Raw genomic sequence first — 16,548 nt, 5'->3', positions numbered from 1 at the left:
ACTTTGCCCTTTCAAGCGGCTTTGGCGGGTTGGCACCAATCGGGCAGCCAATCGGTATGTGCTGTCAGAAGATCGCTGACCAGATTGCGGATCTGGCGCAAATCCAATTCGGCGGCTGTATGCGGGTCCATCATTGCAGCGTGGTAAATGAACTCTGGATTTTGTTCCACCAAAGCCCGTACGGTCAGTTCCTGCACGTTAATCTGAGTGCGCATCAGGGCAATCAGTTGCGGCGGTATATCCGTCACAACGGAAGGCTGAACACCATTGCTGTCTACAAGACAGGGTGTTTCAACGGCCGCGCCAAACGGCAATTGCGGAATCTGTCCAGTGTTGGGCAGGTTGCCATAAGCCACATAGGGTGTGTCCGTGACAATCGCGTTCATCAGATCGGCGGCAAACTCATGGCTACGCTTTACTTCGATGTTGCGGCCATCGGTAAGCGTTTTGGCCTGTTCCTTCCAATTGGCGACTTGTTCCACGCAACGTGTCGGATACTCGTCCAATGGAATCCCGAACTGGTCAATCAGGTCATGCCGCCCCTCTTTAATGAACCAAGGGACATACTCGGCCAGATGCTCCGAGCTTTCGGTGCAGAAATAGCCCAAGTGATCCATCACTTCGTATCGCACCTTGTTCGGACACCGAGGCATCAACAACGGAGCTTTGGGAATCCGCCCGCCGGCATAGCCCTGACGAAGCGCCGGGTAGAGGTCGCGCCCTTCGTGTTCAAGCCGCAGGAAGAACGCGACGTGATTTACACCCGCGACCTTGTACCGGATTTCCTGTTTGGGCAGGTCCAGATCATGCGCCAGTTCCTCGACTGTGTTCTGGACCGAGTGGCACAGACCCACGTGCTTTAATGCTGGGAATTGCTCGGCCAGCGCCCAAGTGTTGATGGCCATGGGGTTGACGTATTGCAGCAACGTTGCGTTGGGGCAAAGCTGCATCATGTCTTGCGCGACGCCCCAGAGAACAGGAACGGTCCGCAGACCACGCATTATGCCGCCAACGCCCAGTGTGTCGGCGATGGTTTGGCGCAGGCCGTATTGTTTTGGGATTTCGAAATCAGTAACCGTACAGGGGTTGTAACCGCCCACCTGAAACGCGGTGATCACAAAATCTGCGCCGTCAAGCGCCGCCCGTCGGTCTGTGTGCGTGGTGACCGTTGCGCCTGTCCCGACCGACCGGATCATGGCCTTGGCTACGGCTTCGCTTTCAGCCAACCTTTCCGGGTCGATGTCCATCAGCGCAAAGTGGCTGTCCGACAGGGACGGGGTAAGCAGCGCATCACCCACGATGTTCTGCATGAAAATCGTGGAGCCTGCTCCAACGAAAGCAATCTTGGTCATTTTGCAAACCTTTGGTTTGGCGTTATTTTACGGCACCGAGGGTCAGCCCCGCGATGAAATGCTTCTGCATGAGAAAGAACATGGCGACCGGCGGCAGCGCTGCCACGATCGAGCCCGCACTCATGAGCTGATAGGCGGCCCGGAATTGTGCGTTGAAACTGGTGATACCTGCAGTGACCGGCTGGCTTTCAGCGCCTTGGGTCAGGACGACGGCCCAGAAGTAATCGTTCCAGATGAAGGTAAAGATCAGCACGCTGAGCGCGGCAATCGCCGGTTTCATCAGTGGGAGGACGACGTACCAGAAGATGCGCCATTCGCTGATACCCTCGACCCGGGCCGCTTCGATCAACTCGAACGGAAGAGCGCGGATAAAGTTACGCATGAACAGTGTGCAAAAGCCCGTTTGGAACGCGATGTGAAACAGGACGAGCCCGGTTTTGGTGTTGTACAGACCCAGTTGCAGTGTCAGGTCGCGCACCGGAACCATCAGAATTTGGAACGGTACGAAATTACCCGCCACGAACATGAAGAAAATCCATAGGTTCGATCTGAACTTGTAGATCCCCAGCGCAAACCCGGTCATGCAACTAAGAGCGACAGCCCCGATCACCGTTGGGATTGTGATCAGGAACGAGTTCAGCAGATACCGCGGCATGTCCGAGTTGAAGAAGACTTGCCCATAGTTGAAGGCGCCCTCGAAGCTGGACGGCAGGCCCCAGTAGTTCGCATTGGTAAAGTCCGCAGCCGGTTTGACCGAGAACAGAGCAACAGCGAGCAACGGCCCCAGCCACAACAGAAGGGCAAGCGGCAACATGGCCTGATACGAAATCTGTGCCGCGCGAGATTGCTTTTCGATAGGTTTGGGAAACATCTCAGTGCCCTCTCTCTTCGCGGTACATCGACCATAGGAAATAGGCGATGAAGCAGAGCATGATCAGGAACAGGATCACCGCGATGGCCGCGCCGTATCCCATGCGGAAACCATATTCGGACAATGCAACCTCGAACATGTAATAGGCCAACACGCGGGATGATCCGAACGGGCCCCCTTGGGTCATGATCGAGATCAGGTCGAAGGACCGCAGCGCGCCGATGATTGTCACGACAAAGGCAATGAATGTGGCAGGGCGCAGTTGAGGCAGGATGATGTGCCATAACATGCGCACACCTTTGGCGCCGTCCAGACGTCCGGCCTCGATCTGTTCGGGGTCCACTGCGTTCAGGCCAGTCAGATAAAGGATCATGCAATACGCAGTCTGCGGCCAGAGGCCCGCGAAGATGATACCGTAAGTGACGAAGCGCTCATCGCCCAGAACATTCAGGGGTTCGATGCCGAAGACGCCGAGAAATTCATTCAGCAGACCGAATGTCGGGTCATAGAACCATGTGAAAACCAGCCCGACAACGACCTGAGAAATCACGAAGGGAAAGAAAAACAGAGACTTGTACAGTCGGATGCCCCAAACCGTCTGGTTCAGGAAAAGAGCGATGAACAAACCCGCCGGGATAGCTGCCAGATAAAGGATCAGCCAGATCAGGTTGTTCTTTAGTGAAACAAAGAAGGCATCCCGGTCGACCCATTCCCAATACAAGTCTTCGTAGTTGCGAAACCCGACATATTCGGCCGAGCCAAGCCCGTCCCATTCATAAAGTGACAAATTGAAGGACTGAAAGACCGGTATGATCACGTAGACCATGAAAAACAACAGGCCGGGGGCCAGAAACAGCCAGGGCGCAATGCGTTGTTGATTTCGGTGGAACCAGCTTTCTTGTTCCGGGGTGTCGACAGCGGACATGAGGTATCTCGGGTCTGGTGGGGTGAAGGCGGGCTGAAGCCCGCCCTAGAATTGAGGGTGACGCAGGCCGGGCTTTCGCCCGGCCTATGCCGGATCAGTTGTCGTAGATACGCTCACGTGCGCGCTCGAGCTTGGCGAGTATCTTGTCCGCGTTGTCAGGTTTGACCATAAATTCCTGGAAACCTTCCATCGACACCTTGGCCATTTCCGCCGGAGCGTCGCGGTCCCAGAACTGGGCGACACCGCCGGGGCTGTTCGACGAAAGCATCTCGAAGCCTTGGTTCAGGAATTTGTCGTTATCGACCGAAGACTTGGCATTGACCGGAAGTTGACCAAGGTTCGAGCCGTTGTTGATTTCCGTCTGCTCATCAGCCGAAACAACGAACCGCAGGAACTCGCGCGCGGCTTCTTTGTTCGATGCGTTCGACGGGATGTGGAACGTATCGGTTGGTGCGTCTTCTGCCAGTTCAACATCGGGGTTGATGGCAACGAACTGGTAGAAGTCGAGTTGATCGTCGCTGAGGCCCGCCTCGCGCAGCGGCGCGACGGCAAAGTTACCCATCAAGTAGGCGGCCGCTTCACCATTGACCATGAAGGGCAGGGCTTCCTGCCAGCTATAGGTCTGGTGGTTGTCGATGAAGGCGCCCATATCAATCAGTTGCTTCCAGTTCGCGAAGGTCTGTTTGACGCGGTCGTCTTCCCAGCTCACCTCGCCATTGGCCAGTTGCTGGTGGAAGTCGAAGCCGTTGGTGCGCATGTTCAGATAGTCGAACCAGCCGCCAGCGGTCCAAAGGAACTTGGTGCCGATCGTATAGCAGGCGCGGCCTGAATTGACGATTTTCTGGCAGTTTGCCAGTTCTTCTTCCCAAGTGGTCGGCTCGGACAGGCCCAGCTCATCAAAGATGTCTTTGCGGTAGTAAACACCCCACTGATAGTAGGTATAGGGCACGCCCCACTGCTTGCCGTCGATGGTCATTGCACCCTTGGTCGATGCGAGGTTTTCAGCGATCTCAGGCTCGGCCCACAGGTCGGACACATCTTCGAACAGGCCGGCTTCGACATAGGGTTTCATACGGTTGGCAGCGTACCACGTCGCGACATCTGGCGTGTCGGCGGTTAGAAAGTTCCGAATTTGGGTCTTGTATGCCTCGCGGTCGATAACCGTGGTCTCGATTTCCAGACCGGGATGTTGTTCCGCGAAACGGTCGATCATCGCTTCCATCGTCGCGCGCGGCGCAGGGTTGGACGTATCAAGAAAGATTCGCAGCTCACCAGTCAGTTCGGCATAGGCTGGAACAGCGAGTGCAACGCTCATGGCCAGCGCAGCCGTCGTGCGCTTGTAAATGGAATGCATAGTTTCCTCCCTTAGCTTCCATTTGGTTCCAAATATTGAAACCAAGTTTTATATATTGAAAACTACACATCGAATCGGTTAGCCTTGTCAAGACCCTCGTGCGGATGCCGATGGATCAATGGGAGGAGAAAGAACGCTCGTGGCAGGTGACGGAACAATAGGCAAAGCATGTGACGTGCTGGATCAGGTCGCTGCGTTTCAGCGCCCTGTTAGATTTGCAGAGCTGCTGGATAGCAGTGAATTTCCCAAGGCAACCTTATATCGGTTTCTGCAATCCCTGACCAATCAGGGCATGTTGTCATACGACCCGGATCGGCAAACCTATATGCCGGGATTGCGTCTGGTCCGGTTGGCCCATTCGGCATGGACACAAAGCTCGCTTGCGCCAATCGCGCGACCCTTTTTGGATGCTCTAAGCCGCGAGACGGGTGAAACTGTGCATCTGGCCCAGATGGATGCCGGTCAGGTGCTGTATGTTGATAAACGCAATGCAACGCAGCCGATCGAGATGTATTCACAAGCTGGAAAGGTCGGCCCCGCTTATTGCACAGGTGTCGGCAAGGCGATGATGGCGTATCTTGCAAGCGATGCATTGGATGATGCGGTCTCACAGCAAAGCTATCATAGGTTCACGGAAAAAACCTTGGCATCCGAAGATGCACTGCGGGCCGACCTCGATCTAATACGCGAGCGCGGATATGCGATTGACGACGAAGAACACGAACCCGGAATCATTTGCGTCGCTTGCCCAATTCTGACGGCAAGCGGACGGATGTTGGGGGCAATCTCGGTGACGGGAAGCACCGAGCGCATGAATTTCAACCAACTGGAAACATGGGTACCCCGAGTTCGCCGCGTGGCTGAACAAATAGGTGCCGAAGTACAAGCGTGGCGGTTCCCAGAAGCCGGCCCAAACACCGATAGCGACAGGAAGCAAGCGACATGACGGGTGTAACTCTGAACCAGGCGATTAAACGCTACGGCGAAACGCAGGTTATTCACGGTATTGATCTCCAAATCGAAGATGGTGAGTTTTGTGTATTTGTCGGGCCTTCGGGATGCGGCAAGTCCACGCTGCTTCGGATGATTGCGGGGCTTGAGGAAACGTCCGAAGGGCAAATTCACATTGGTTCGCGGGACGTGACGCATATGGACCCGGCCAAGCGGGGCGTTGCAATGGTCTTTCAGACCTATGCCTTGTACCCCCACATGACAGTTGCCGAGAATATGGGGTTCGGGCTGCGCATGAATGGCGTCGCGAAATCCGAGATCGATCAGAAAGTGAAAGAGGCCTCGGGCATCCTGAAACTGGATCAGTATCTCAAGCGTAAGCCCAAGGCCCTTTCGGGCGGTCAGCGTCAGCGGGTCGCCATTGGCCGAGCGATTGTCCGAGGGCCCGAGGTCTTTTTGTTTGATGAACCTTTGTCCAATCTGGACGCAGAACTGCGCGTTGAGATGCGTGTTGAAATTGCGCGCCTTCACAACGAGATTGGCGCGACGATGATCTACGTGACCCATGACCAGGTCGAGGCCATGACCATGGCTGACAAGATTGTGGTCCTGCGCGACGGACGGATCGAGCAGGTCGGCGCGCCAATGGACTTGTACCGCGATCCGGATAACCGCTTTGTCGCCGGATTCATCGGCTCTCCGGCCATGAACTTTCTGGAATGTGATTTCAAGGACGGCAAGATTCTGCATCCCGCGTTGGCTGAGCCACTAGAGATGAGTGTGGCTGTGCCTCAAGGTATGACCAAGGTCACTCTGGGCATTCGGCCCGAGCATATCGAAGTTGATCGGTCGGGTGATACCTGCACGGTCGACCTGACCGAAGCTCTGGGCGGTGTGAGCTATTCGTATTTGTTGACCCCGAATGGCGACAAACTGATCGTCGAAGAACGCGAAGATCAGCGCAGCAAACAGGGCGAACGGATCGGCATAAAAGTTCGCCCGGAACGTGCCATGTTGTTTGAACCCGAAGCGGGGGGAAGACTCCGGTAATATACATATTGTCGGGTCCAACGAAGAAACGCGCCGGGGCACCAGAATGGCGCGTTTTTTCATATGTAATAGGGCTGGATTTTGTATCCAATATCCGATAGAGCGAGTTGAATGGGCCTGAAACCAGCGCCCGAATACCGTTTGATTGGAAGGATGACACGGATGTCGACCAATGTGTTCACGGGAACAATGCCTGCACTTATGACCCCCTGTAACGCTGACCGCACGCCTGATTTCGACGCGTTGGTTCGCAAAGGGCAGCAGATGACCAGCGCTGGTATGTCGGCAGTCGTCTATTGTGGGTCGATGGGTGATTGGCCCTTGTTGACGGACGAGCAGCGGATGGAAGGTGTTGAGCGCCTCATCGCGGCAGGCTTGCCCGTGGTTGTCGGCACGGGGGCCATAAACACGAAGTCAGCCGTTGCCCATGCGGCCCATGCGCAGAAAGTTGGGGCCGTTGGCCTTATGGTCATACCGCGCGTTCTATCGCGCGGCAGCTCTCCGACTGCGCAGAAGAACCACTTCAAGGCGATCCTGAACGCAGCGCCGGACGTCCCGGCGATCATTTACAACAGCCCATATTATGGGTTCGCGACCCGGGCTGACCTGTTTTTTGCTCTGCGCGCAGAGCATCCAAACTTGATCGGCTTCAAGGAATTCGGGGGTAAGGACGACCTGCGCTATGCCGCTGAAAACATCACCAGCCAGGATGATCAGGTGACGTTAATGGTCGGAGTCGACACCGAAGTGTACCACGGATTTGTAAATTGTGGTGCTACCGGGTCGATCACCGGCATCGGAACGGCCCTGCCACGCGAAGCCTTGCTTTTGGCGGCGCTGTCCAAGAAAGCGGCGCAAGGGGATGCCGAGGCGCGGGTGCGCGCGCAGGAATTGACCGAGGCGATTCACGTCCTGTCCAGCTTTGACGAAGGGCCTGATCTGGTGCTTTATTACAAGCACTTACTGGTGCTGAACGGCGAACAGGAGTACCGTTTGCATTTTAACGAAACGGATGAGTTGACGGACGCGCAGCGGAATTACTGCGAGCAGCAATATGCTCTTTTTCAGGCGTGGTTTGCCAACTGGTCAAAGCAGGGCGGAGTGATCGCTGAATGCACGTGATCGACAGCCACACCGGAGGAGAGCCAACACGGGTTATCCTAGAAGGTGCGCCTGATCTGGGCACGGGCGCCTTGTCAGAGCGCGCCCGAAGGTTGGCAGAAGATCACGAGGGGTTTTATCGGTCGGTTATGCTTGAACCACGCGGCCAACCGGCCATGGTCGGGGCGCTATTGGTCGAGCCAGTGGATCAGACCTGTGTTGCCGGTGTGATTTTCTTTGATGTCGATGCTGTTCTTGGCATGTGCGGACATGGAACAATTGGCCTTACCGTGACCCTTGGGCATCTGGGGCGCATAGGTATTGGATCTCATCGGATCGAAACGCCTGCCGGTATCGTCACGGTCGAACTGCACGATGCGCATACGGTCACCGTTACGAATATCGAAAGTCGGCGGGTCCACGGCGATATCTCCATCGAAGTGCCCGAATATGGAACCGTAACCGGCGATGTCGCCTATGGCGGCAATTGGTTTTTCATTGTTGACCCAAGCCCGATTCCGGTCGAGCCCGGCAACATCCGCAGGCTGACAGATCTTACGATCGCGATCCGTGACGCCTCAGTTTCACAAAGTATCGGAGGGGAGCAGGGCGAGCCCATAGATCACGTGATCTTTCAAGACGCCTCACCCGATAAAAGAGTTCACAGTCGCAATTTTGTTCTTTGCCCTGACAATAATTATGATCGTTCGCCCTGCGGAACTGGCAGCTCAGCGCGGCTGGCGTGTCTTGCCGCAGATGGCGTTCTGGCTCCGGGAGAGGAAATCGTTCAGCAGAGTGTGATTGGAAGTAAGTATCGGCTGTCTTACCAACCCGGCCTGAATGGTGGTGTGATCCCTTCGATTACTGGGCAGGCTTTCATCATGGCCGAAGCGACGTTGATCTTTGACAAGGCTGATCCATTCAAGACTGGGATCGCGTTGTGACCGAACAGGTCGTTGTCATCGGGGCTGGTGTCATCGGTATCACAACCGCGCTGGAATTGCAGCGCTGTGGGCATTCGGTGCTGGTGTTGGACAAGGGTGGTGTTGCGGCTGAAACCTCGGCCGGAAATGCTGGTGCTTTTGCGTTCCCCGAGGTCGAGCCGTTGGCGACACCCGGCATCATGCTAAAAGCTCCGAAATGGTTACTGGACCCTCTTGGTCCGTTGTCCATTCCCCCGGCCTATGCGCTCAAAATCGCACCCTGGATGTACCGGTTCTGGCGCGCGAGCCAACCGGGACAATACGCCAGATTGTTAGAGGCGCAGGCCAACCTGATGCGATTGTCGGCGGCGGCGTTGGAGCGGCTGCTCCCTTCCGTCAATGGCGAACCGTTGATGCAGCGCGACGGGCAGATGCAGCTTTATGAATCCGAAGCCGAATTCCGCGCCAGCCTGCAAGCATGGGAAGTTCGCCGCGCCCATGGCATCAAGTTCGAGCTTTTGGAAAGTCCGGCAGCGATCGCGGAAAAGCAGCCCGGTCTCAGTTCACGTTTCACGCATGCCGGGTTTACGCCGGATTGGCTGAACACAATTGACCCAAAGAAATGGGTCGAGCATCTGGCGCAAGTTTTTCGTGGCCGACAAGACAGGATCGAACAGCAGGACATTCGGGCGCTGACACCGTTGGAAAACGGTGTGCGTATCACTACGCAAGGGGGTACGATTGACACCGCAAAACTCGTGCTGGCAGCAGGTGCATGGTCGCATCACCTTGCACGGACGCTTGGGGATCACATACCGCTTGAGACCGAGCGGGGTTACAACACCACCTTGCCAGAAGGGGCCTTTGATCTTCGGATGCACTTGACCTTTTCTCGTCACGGTTTTGTGGCCAGCCGGATCAACGGCGGCGTCCGCGTGGGCGGGGCGGTCGAGTTGGCGGGACTGAGCTTGCCACCAAATTTCAAACGGGCGGAAATATTGCTGGAGAAGGCGACGCAGTTTCTTCCCGGTTTGAACACCGAGGGTGGCACTCAGTGGATGGGGTTTCGTCCGTCTTTGCCCGATAGCATGCCAGTGATTGGGCGGTCTCCAAACGCGGCTGACGTTATTTATGCCTTTGGCCACGGGCATCTAGGACTGACGCAATCGGCGGGCACCGCTGAACTTGTCGCGGCACTCATTGATGACCGGGACGTGCCGATTTCGTTGGCTCCGTACTCACCGGCACGGTTCTGAGGAAGAGACATGCGAAGTGTAAAAACGATCCACGTCATATCCGCCCATGCAGAAGGTGAGGTCGGCGACGTTATCGTCGGTGGGATTCAGCCGCCTCCTGGCGATACGCTGTGGGATCAGCGGTCGTTCATCGCGCAAGATCAGACATTGCGGAACTTTGTTCTCAACGAACCGCGGGGCGGTGTCTTTCGCCATGTGAACCTGCTTGTGCCGCCCAAGCACCCGGATGCCGACGCCGCCTTTATCATTATGGAGCCCGAAGACACGCCGCCCATGTCAGGGTCGAACTCAATCTGTGTGGCCACGGTGCTACTGGATAGCGGGATTATTCCGATGGAGGAACCCGTCACTCATCTGGTTCTCGAAGCCCCCGGAGGATTGGTGCAGGTTCGCGCCGATTGCAGGAACGGCAAAGCCGAGCGGATTTTCGTGCGCAACCTTCCCAGCTATGCCGACAAGATTGCAGCGCCTCTTGAGGTGGCAGGAGTCGGTACTTTGACGGTGGATACCGCATTTGGGGGGGACAGTTTCGTTGTGGTTGATGCGGCTGCGCTTGGGATAGATATCCAGGAAGATGCCGCCCGCGACATTGCGCGTTTGGGTGTGGCAATAACGAATGCGGCGAACGATCAGATTGGTTTCAGCCATCCCACGAACAAAGACTGGAACCACATCTCATTTTGCGCATTCTGCGGCTCGCTTGAAACCAACGAAACCGGGTTGCGCAGTAAATCGGCTGTGGCCATTCAACCGGGAAAGGTAGACCGCTCTCCAACCGGAACCGCGGTGTCGGCGCGGATGGCATTGATGATGGCAAAAGGGCAAATGGTCGTAGGACAGACATTCGAGGCGATCTCAATTATCGGGTCACGGTTTTCGGGCAAGATTGTCGATGAAACACGGGTTGGTGACCGGGCTGCAATCATTCCTGAAATCGGCGGTCGCGGTTGGATAACCGGTGTTCATCAACACATGCTGGACCCTGACGATCCATGGCCTGGTGGGTACAGGCTTAGCGATACCTGGGGTGTCTGACATGCGTCTGCTGCACGATTTTCGGCGAAACGTGTCAAAATGCGCAGCTTGTTGCGATTGATCCCAAGCCATTCGTGATTTAAGGGAGGCCCTGTCAAATCAGAGTCACCGTTGGGGCGGTAGGATAAACGCGCCCCACCCACGCCACGCGAACGTGGCAAACTCTTGGATCGCACGCCCCGAAAGGCTTAAAAAAGGTAAAAGAATATGGCAGATAAATCGAACTTCGACATATTGTATACCATTGTAGACGAAGCGCCCGAGCTGGCCAGCGCCTCGTTCCTGCCCATCATTCGCAAGTTCGCCTCGGCCGCGGGCGTCAGCGTTGGCACCAAGGATATTTCATTGGCTGGCCGCATCCTTGCGACTTTCCCGGAAAACCTGACCGACGAACAGCGTATTACCGATGATCTGGCCGCTCTGGGTGAATTGGTGAAGACGCCGGAAGCCAACGTGATCAAGCTGCCGAATATCTCAGCCTCGGTCCCGCAGTTGGTTGCGGCCGTCGAAGAACTGCAGGCGCAGGGTTATGATATTCCGAACTACCCTGAGGAACCCTCGACCGACGAAGAAAAAGCGATCCGCGCCCGCTATGATGCGATCAAAGGCTCGGCCGTGAACCCGGTTCTGCGCGAAGGCAACAGCGACCGCCGCGCCGCACGTGCTGTGAAGAACTATGCTCAGAAGAACCCGCATTCGATGGGTGAGTGGGCCTCGGACAGCAAAACAAAAGTCTCGTCCATGTCGGGCAATGACTTCTATGCCAACGAGAAGTCGGCCACCATCACCGCGGCTCAGGCCGGGGATGCCAAGATCGAATTCGTCGGCAAAGACGGCAGCGTTACCGTTCTCAAAGACGGATGGCCGCTGGCCGAGGGAACCGTGGCCGATGCGACGTTCATGTCGGTCAAGGCACTGTCTTCCTTCCTGGCGGATGCCATTGAAGACACCAAGAACGACGGCACCATGTTCTCTCTGCACATGAAAGCCACGATGATGAAGGTTAGCGACCCGATCATCTTTGGCTATGCCGTCAAGGCGTGGCTGGCCCCCGTGTTCGAGAAATTCGGCGCTGAACTGGACGCGCTGGGTGTGAACCCGAACTCTGGTCTGGGCGACCTGCTGGACCGCGTGAAGGGCAACGCCGAAATCATGGCTGCAATCGACGCCATCAAGGCGGACCGTCCGTCCATGTACATGGTCGACAGCGACAAGGGCATCACCAACCTGCACGTTCCGTCGGACGTGATCATCGACGCCTCGATGCCCGCCGTGATCCGCGCAGGCGGCAAGGGCTGGGATGAGGCCGGGGCCAAGGGCGACACAAACTGCGTGATCCCCGATCGCTGCTATGCGCCGGTCTATGACGAGACGATCAACTTCTTCAAAGCCAACGGTGCATTGAACCCAGCGACTGCTGGTGCTGTGGCGAATGTGGGCCTGATGGCGCAGAAGGCCGAGGAATACGGCAGCCACCCGACCACGTTCGAAGCACCTGCCGATGGCACGATCCGCATCGTTTTGGCCAATGGCGAGACGCTGCACAGCCATGATGTTGAAAAGGGTGACATCTGGCGGTCCTGCACCGTCAAGAAAGCTCCGATCGACAACTGGATTCAACTGGCGATGGACCGTCAGCGCCTGACGGGTTCCGAAGCGATCTTCTGGCTGGACGAAAACCGCGCCCATGACGCCGAACTGATCAAATACGTCAAACCGGCGCTTGAAGCCGCAGGTGTAGCCGACAAGTTCCTGATCATGGCACCGCGCGAAGCCACCCGCCAGTCGCTAGAAACGATCACAGCGGGCAATGACTCGATTGCGATCACCGGCAACGTGCTGCGGGACTATCTGACTGACCTGTTCCCTATCCTTGAGCTGGGCACCTCGGCCAAGATGCTGTCCATCGTCAAGCTCATGAATGGTGGCGGTCTGTTTGAAACAGGTGCGGGCGGCTCGGCCCCGAAGCATGTGCAGCAACTGGTCGAGGAAAGCCACCTGCGCTGGGACTCGATGGGTGAATTCTGCGCATTGGGTGAATCGCTGAATTTCCTGGCCGACAGCAAAGGCAACGCCAAAGCAGGCGTTCTGGGCGCCGCAGCCGAAGCCGCAACGCAGGGTATTCTGGACAACAACCGTTCACCCAGCCGCAAGGTTGGTCAGCCGGACAACCGCGACAGCCACTATTGGTTTGCCCGCTATTGGGCCGAAGCCTTGGCGGCGCAATCTGATGATGCAGAGCTCGCGGCCGAGTTCGCGCCTTTGGCCAAAGCTCTGGCGGATGGAGAAGAGAATATCCTGTCCGAACTGGCGTCTGCTCAGGGCGGGGCCGCGGATCTGGGCGGTTACTATCACACCGATCCCGCCAAAGCAGCCAAGGTCATGCGCCCAAGCGCGACACTGAACGCTTTGATCGACTGATATCTGAAATCCCTCATTCAAGTGCGTGAGGGGAAAACAACAAAAAAGGGACCGGCCTTGAAAGTCGGTCCCTTTTTTTGTGGCCGGGGCGGGCATAGCCTCTCCGGCAAGCGAATGGGTTTGTGAAACGGGGCTGACGACAAGCCAGCCCCGTTACAGTTTCTTAATTCGATGCTGCGTTCAGCTTTTCATTCTGTTCCCGCAGCGTATCCGAGATGATCGCGTACCACTCGCCGCTTTCGCGCATTTCGTTCAAACCCTTGTTCATCATCGCGATGTATTCACGAGCAAAGGGATTGGTGCGATGCGCAAGGAAGCTCATCGACGACAGCGTGGACACGTAAGGGTTCTCGACAATATCTGCCGACGTCAGGCCCATGTCCTTCATGGTTGCTGCGAACAATTCAACTTCGAACGCGGCAACATCGGCAGTCCCGGTCAGGACCGCATCCAGACATTCACGTGCAGTGTTAGGCTGAACGACAGTCGTATTGGTCCGGTTCAGGCCGATTTCTTCAAGTACGACCATGCTCCATCCGGCCATACGGCAAACTGTGGCACCTTCCAGATCGCTGAAGGTCGTTGCGTTTGTGTATTCGTTTTCCGGCAGAGTGTAGAAACCGCCAACAACATCATACACCGGAACCGAGGCGACAAACTGTGTGCATCGCGCTTCAGTTTCAGCGGACCACTCATACGTGCGGTTGGTGCAGTCAGGGATGGTCCAGGCGATTGAAATGTCAAAAGCACCAAGCGGCAGGAGGGTGTCCAGATGCGAACCCCAGTCGTCCACAAAGCTCACCGAATAGTCACGGCTGTTGCCAGCGCGTTGCAGGCTGGTTGTCGCCAGGCGTGTCATAATTCCACCCCCGCTCAGGCCTTCGCTGGTGAAGGGTTCCCAGCCATTGCCCGCGACCAGTTTGATCGGCGGTGCGTAAACATTCGAACGCTTGATGCTTGCCGCACGTTGTTCTTCGGCTGCGATAATTTCCTGCGCACTCTGACCGTTGGGCAGGCTGCCGTCTTCACAAGGCAGCGCCAGAACCAAACCCGGCTCAAGCGCGTTCGGATTCGTGATCGCGTTACGGTTCGCGTTAAAGATCGGCTGATAGTTCGACGTGCCGTAGGCAGCGATGGCGATTGTTGCCATCGTGTCGCCATCCTCGACGGTGTAATTTGTACAGGCTTCCTGCGCGGCGGCGGCCCCGGCGCTCAGGGCGGTGACGGCCGTTGCCGACAGCGCGACTTTCTTCAGGTTGAAACTAATCATGTCCACTTCCTCCAGACTAATGTGTTGTCAGGCCGATTGGGGCCTTAGCCATTTTCCATTTGATGACGCAGAGCGGTTGAGACGATGTCACGCCACTCTCCTGATTGCTGCATGATCGCCAGACCCTGGTTGAGCGTCTCAAGGATCGCTTCCCCATCCGGATTATCTTTGTGGGTCATAACGTTAAGCGACTTGATCGCCGCCAGGTTGGGGTTTTCGATAATGCGGTGTTCGTACCCCAGACGGCCAATCGCTTCGACGGCCAGATGAGCTTCGATCGCCACGATGTCGGTAGTGCCGTCCATCAAGGCGTGAAAGCAGTCGTCCGGGGATACCGGGCGCATCAGGGAAATCGCTGGCTCATAAAGACCGACTGAGTCCATGTGCGACAGTGACCAGCCTTCAGGGCGGCAAATCGTGGTTCCAGCGAAGTCGGCATAAGTCAGAGTTTGCTCATAACCCGACCCCTCACGTGCGAAGAATGTATCGACGACCTCGTAGAAAGGGTTCGAGAAATTGTAGGTTTCGCAGCGGTTGCGGTCTTTTTCCGACAAGGCAGCGGGTTCTTCGCAAACGGGGCGCGACCAAGGGAAGGTTGCGTCAAAGGCCAGTGTCGGCATCAGCAGGTCCAGATGCGAAGACCAGTCATTCACGAACTGAATTTTATAGGCCTGCTCGGGCGCTGCGCGCAGCATCGCCGTTTCGACCAGGTTTGTATAAAGGCCGCGATGAGGCAGGGCCTCGTCCGTGAAAGGGGCATAGTTGCCACCGGTGATCAGCAACAATTGACGGTCACGAATTTCCGGCTGTTCGGCAGCATCCGCGTTACGGATCAAAGCAGCTGCTTCGCTGCGCGCGGCTTCGATTTCCTTTTTCGCTTCGGCGATGGCTTTGGCTGCGCGGTCCTCGGCGGCTTTGACCAATTCAGAAGCCATCTCTGCGGCCATTGCTTCGGCCTCAGTCTGAGGTTTGGCTGGTGCGCGGCCAATGTCTTCGAGACAAGGCAGGGTCAGCACATCGCCCACACGAATGATGTTCGGATTGTTTCCGATCACATCGCGGTTGGCGTCAAAAATTATGCGAAAGTCCTCGATGGAATAGACCTCGATGGTCAGCTCGCGAAGACTGTCGCCGCGTTGAATTTCATAGGTGGAGCACGCCTCTTGCGCCGAGGCAGCACCAGCGGCGGCAGCAAGTGCCAGGCTGGATATGATAAGATTAGGTCTCATTTTTCCTGTCGCTTTGCCTTCATTCGTTTTTTGTGAGTTTCACGACGCCGATCGATACATTGTCCTGATCAGGGTCGTTCTTGGCCTTAACCGCCTGTAACAAGGCGTCGGCAATGTCCTGCGCCAGCGCATTAGAGTTGGCCTGAAGAACTGCCAGAATTTCCGCATCTGTGATGTATTGAAGACCGTCGCTGCCTGCGATCAGAACGTCAGTGCCTTCTAAGGCCACGGGGTCTTCAGGGCAGTCTACCTTTGGGATGGCCCGGCCCATGATCACCGATGTCAGTTGATTGCGGTCGGGATGGGTTCGGGCCTCATCCTCGGTCAGTGTGCCCTCAGTGACCTGAGCATCAATGAGTGGCGCCATGGAATGATCTTCGTTGATCTGGCTCAGGGTCCCATCCCGGTACAGGTAAAGAGGGCTGTCACCGATCGAGATCCAGAATACCCGTCGACCCAGGATCAAAACGCCCAAAAGCGTCGAGCCCATCTGGAGACCCTGGCCTTGTTCCTCGCAGTGATTGGAGACCGCGGCGTTGGCGAGCATTGCCGCAAGCGGCAAAGCGTCTATCAGATTGGATTCTGACGGGGATTTTGTTTCAAGTTCGGGGTCCAGTGCTTCGCGCCAGGCATTGATTACGAACTCTGCCGCGACTTCTCCGGCATCGTGCCCGCCCATACCGTCTGCAACGACAATGTAGGCAGCATCCGACGCGTCGAACATACGCGATGCGACAGCGTCTTCCTGATTCTCGCGCTGACCCTGATCCAGGATCAGCGCAACGTCATATGCCGGGTTCGCCAGCATAA

14 protein-coding genes are annotated in these 16,548 nt (G+C 56.5%); 7 read left to right on the top strand and 7 right to left on the bottom strand.

The genetic code is table 11. The features are described 5' to 3' along the window. Positions 1-11: 11 nt before the first annotated feature. The 4 genes from GOV87_RS15285 to GOV87_RS15270 form a co-directional block, all read right to left on the bottom strand. Positions 12-1,352 (bottom strand): alpha-glucosidase/alpha-galactosidase, encoded by a 1,341-nt coding sequence (locus GOV87_RS15285; RefSeq protein WP_171212366.1) that lies wholly within the window; start codon positions 1,350-1,352, stop codon positions 12-14. 22 nt (positions 1,353-1,374) lie between these two features. Continuing rightward, positions 1,375-2,223 carry a carbohydrate ABC transporter permease gene (locus tag GOV87_RS15280; RefSeq protein ID WP_171123295.1) on the bottom strand — a complete coding sequence of 283 codons (849 nt, stop codon included), beginning with the start codon at positions 2,221-2,223 and terminating at the stop codon, positions 1,375-1,377. A gap of 1 nt (position 2,224) precedes the next feature. Next, positions 2,225-3,148 carry a carbohydrate ABC transporter permease gene (locus GOV87_RS15275; protein WP_171125093.1) on the bottom strand — a complete coding sequence of 308 codons (924 nt, stop codon included), beginning with the start codon at positions 3,146-3,148 and terminating at the stop codon, positions 2,225-2,227. 94 nt (positions 3,149-3,242) lie between these two features. Continuing rightward, positions 3,243-4,502: an ABC transporter substrate-binding protein gene (locus GOV87_RS15270; protein WP_171212365.1), complete on the bottom strand. Its 1,260-nt coding sequence runs from the start codon at positions 4,500-4,502 to the stop codon at positions 3,243-3,245. A 139-nt stretch (positions 4,503-4,641) separates the two neighbouring features. On the opposite strand from GOV87_RS15270, the gene GOV87_RS15265 reads away from it, so the two are divergent. The 7 genes from GOV87_RS15265 (at position 4,642) to GOV87_RS15235 (ending at position 13,239) form a co-directional block, all read left to right on the top strand. Further along, positions 4,642-5,448: an IclR family transcriptional regulator gene (locus tag GOV87_RS15265; RefSeq protein WP_171125208.1), complete on the top strand. Its 807-nt coding sequence runs from the start codon at positions 4,642-4,644 to the stop codon at positions 5,446-5,448. Next, positions 5,445-6,503 (top strand): ABC transporter ATP-binding protein, encoded by a 1,059-nt coding sequence (locus tag GOV87_RS15260; protein WP_171125089.1) that lies wholly within the window; start codon positions 5,445-5,447, stop codon positions 6,501-6,503. Before GOV87_RS15265 ends, GOV87_RS15260 begins: the two co-directional genes overlap by 4 nt. A gap of 162 nt (positions 6,504-6,665) precedes the next feature. Further along, positions 6,666-7,625 (top strand): dihydrodipicolinate synthase family protein, encoded by a 960-nt coding sequence (locus tag GOV87_RS15255; RefSeq protein WP_171212424.1) that lies wholly within the window; start codon positions 6,666-6,668, stop codon positions 7,623-7,625. Continuing rightward, entirely contained in the window at positions 7,616-8,548 is a 933-nt protein-coding gene (locus GOV87_RS15250) for a proline racemase family protein (RefSeq protein ID WP_171123288.1), read from the top strand. Before GOV87_RS15255 ends, GOV87_RS15250 begins: the two co-directional genes overlap by 10 nt. Then, positions 8,545-9,783: an FAD-dependent oxidoreductase gene (locus GOV87_RS15245; RefSeq protein ID WP_171212364.1), complete on the top strand. Its 1,239-nt coding sequence runs from the start codon at positions 8,545-8,547 to the stop codon at positions 9,781-9,783. Before GOV87_RS15250 ends, GOV87_RS15245 begins: the two co-directional genes overlap by 4 nt. 9 nt (positions 9,784-9,792) lie before the next feature. Next, positions 9,793-10,818 carry a proline racemase family protein gene (locus GOV87_RS15240; protein WP_171212363.1) on the top strand — a complete coding sequence of 342 codons (1,026 nt, stop codon included), beginning with the start codon at positions 9,793-9,795 and terminating at the stop codon, positions 10,816-10,818. A 207-nt stretch (positions 10,819-11,025) separates the two neighbouring features. Then, on the top strand, positions 11,026-13,239 hold the full coding sequence (locus GOV87_RS15235; protein ID WP_171212362.1) for an NADP-dependent isocitrate dehydrogenase: 2,214 nt from the start codon (positions 11,026-11,028) through the stop codon (positions 13,237-13,239). Between the two features lie 163 nt (positions 13,240-13,402). On the opposite strand, the gene GOV87_RS15230 is transcribed toward GOV87_RS15235, so the two are convergent. The 3 genes from GOV87_RS15230 to GOV87_RS15220 are packed head-to-tail and all read right to left on the bottom strand — an operon-like array spanning position 13,403 to position 16,546. Beyond that, positions 13,403-14,509 (bottom strand): transporter substrate-binding domain-containing protein, encoded by a 1,107-nt coding sequence (locus tag GOV87_RS15230; protein WP_171212361.1) that lies wholly within the window; start codon positions 14,507-14,509, stop codon positions 13,403-13,405. Between the two features lie 44 nt (positions 14,510-14,553). Further along, positions 14,554-15,738 carry a transporter substrate-binding domain-containing protein gene (locus GOV87_RS15225; RefSeq protein WP_171212360.1) on the bottom strand — a complete coding sequence of 395 codons (1,185 nt, stop codon included), beginning with the start codon at positions 15,736-15,738 and terminating at the stop codon, positions 14,554-14,556. 19 nt (positions 15,739-15,757) lie between these two features. Beyond that, the gene (locus GOV87_RS15220; protein ID WP_171212359.1) at positions 15,758-16,546 is read right to left on the bottom strand and encodes a PP2C family serine/threonine-protein phosphatase; all 789 of its coding nucleotides are present in this window, start codon (positions 16,544-16,546) and stop codon (positions 15,758-15,760) included. Positions 16,547-16,548: the final 2 nt, after the last annotated feature.

Source organism: Ruegeria sp. HKCCA5426, assembly GCF_013034585.1.
In the GTDB taxonomy this organism is placed as follows: Bacteria; Pseudomonadota; Alphaproteobacteria; order Rhodobacterales; family Rhodobacteraceae; genus Ruegeria.
The sequence above is the reverse complement of the archived record's forward strand: the minus strand, read 5'-3'. Positions and strand labels throughout refer to the sequence as shown.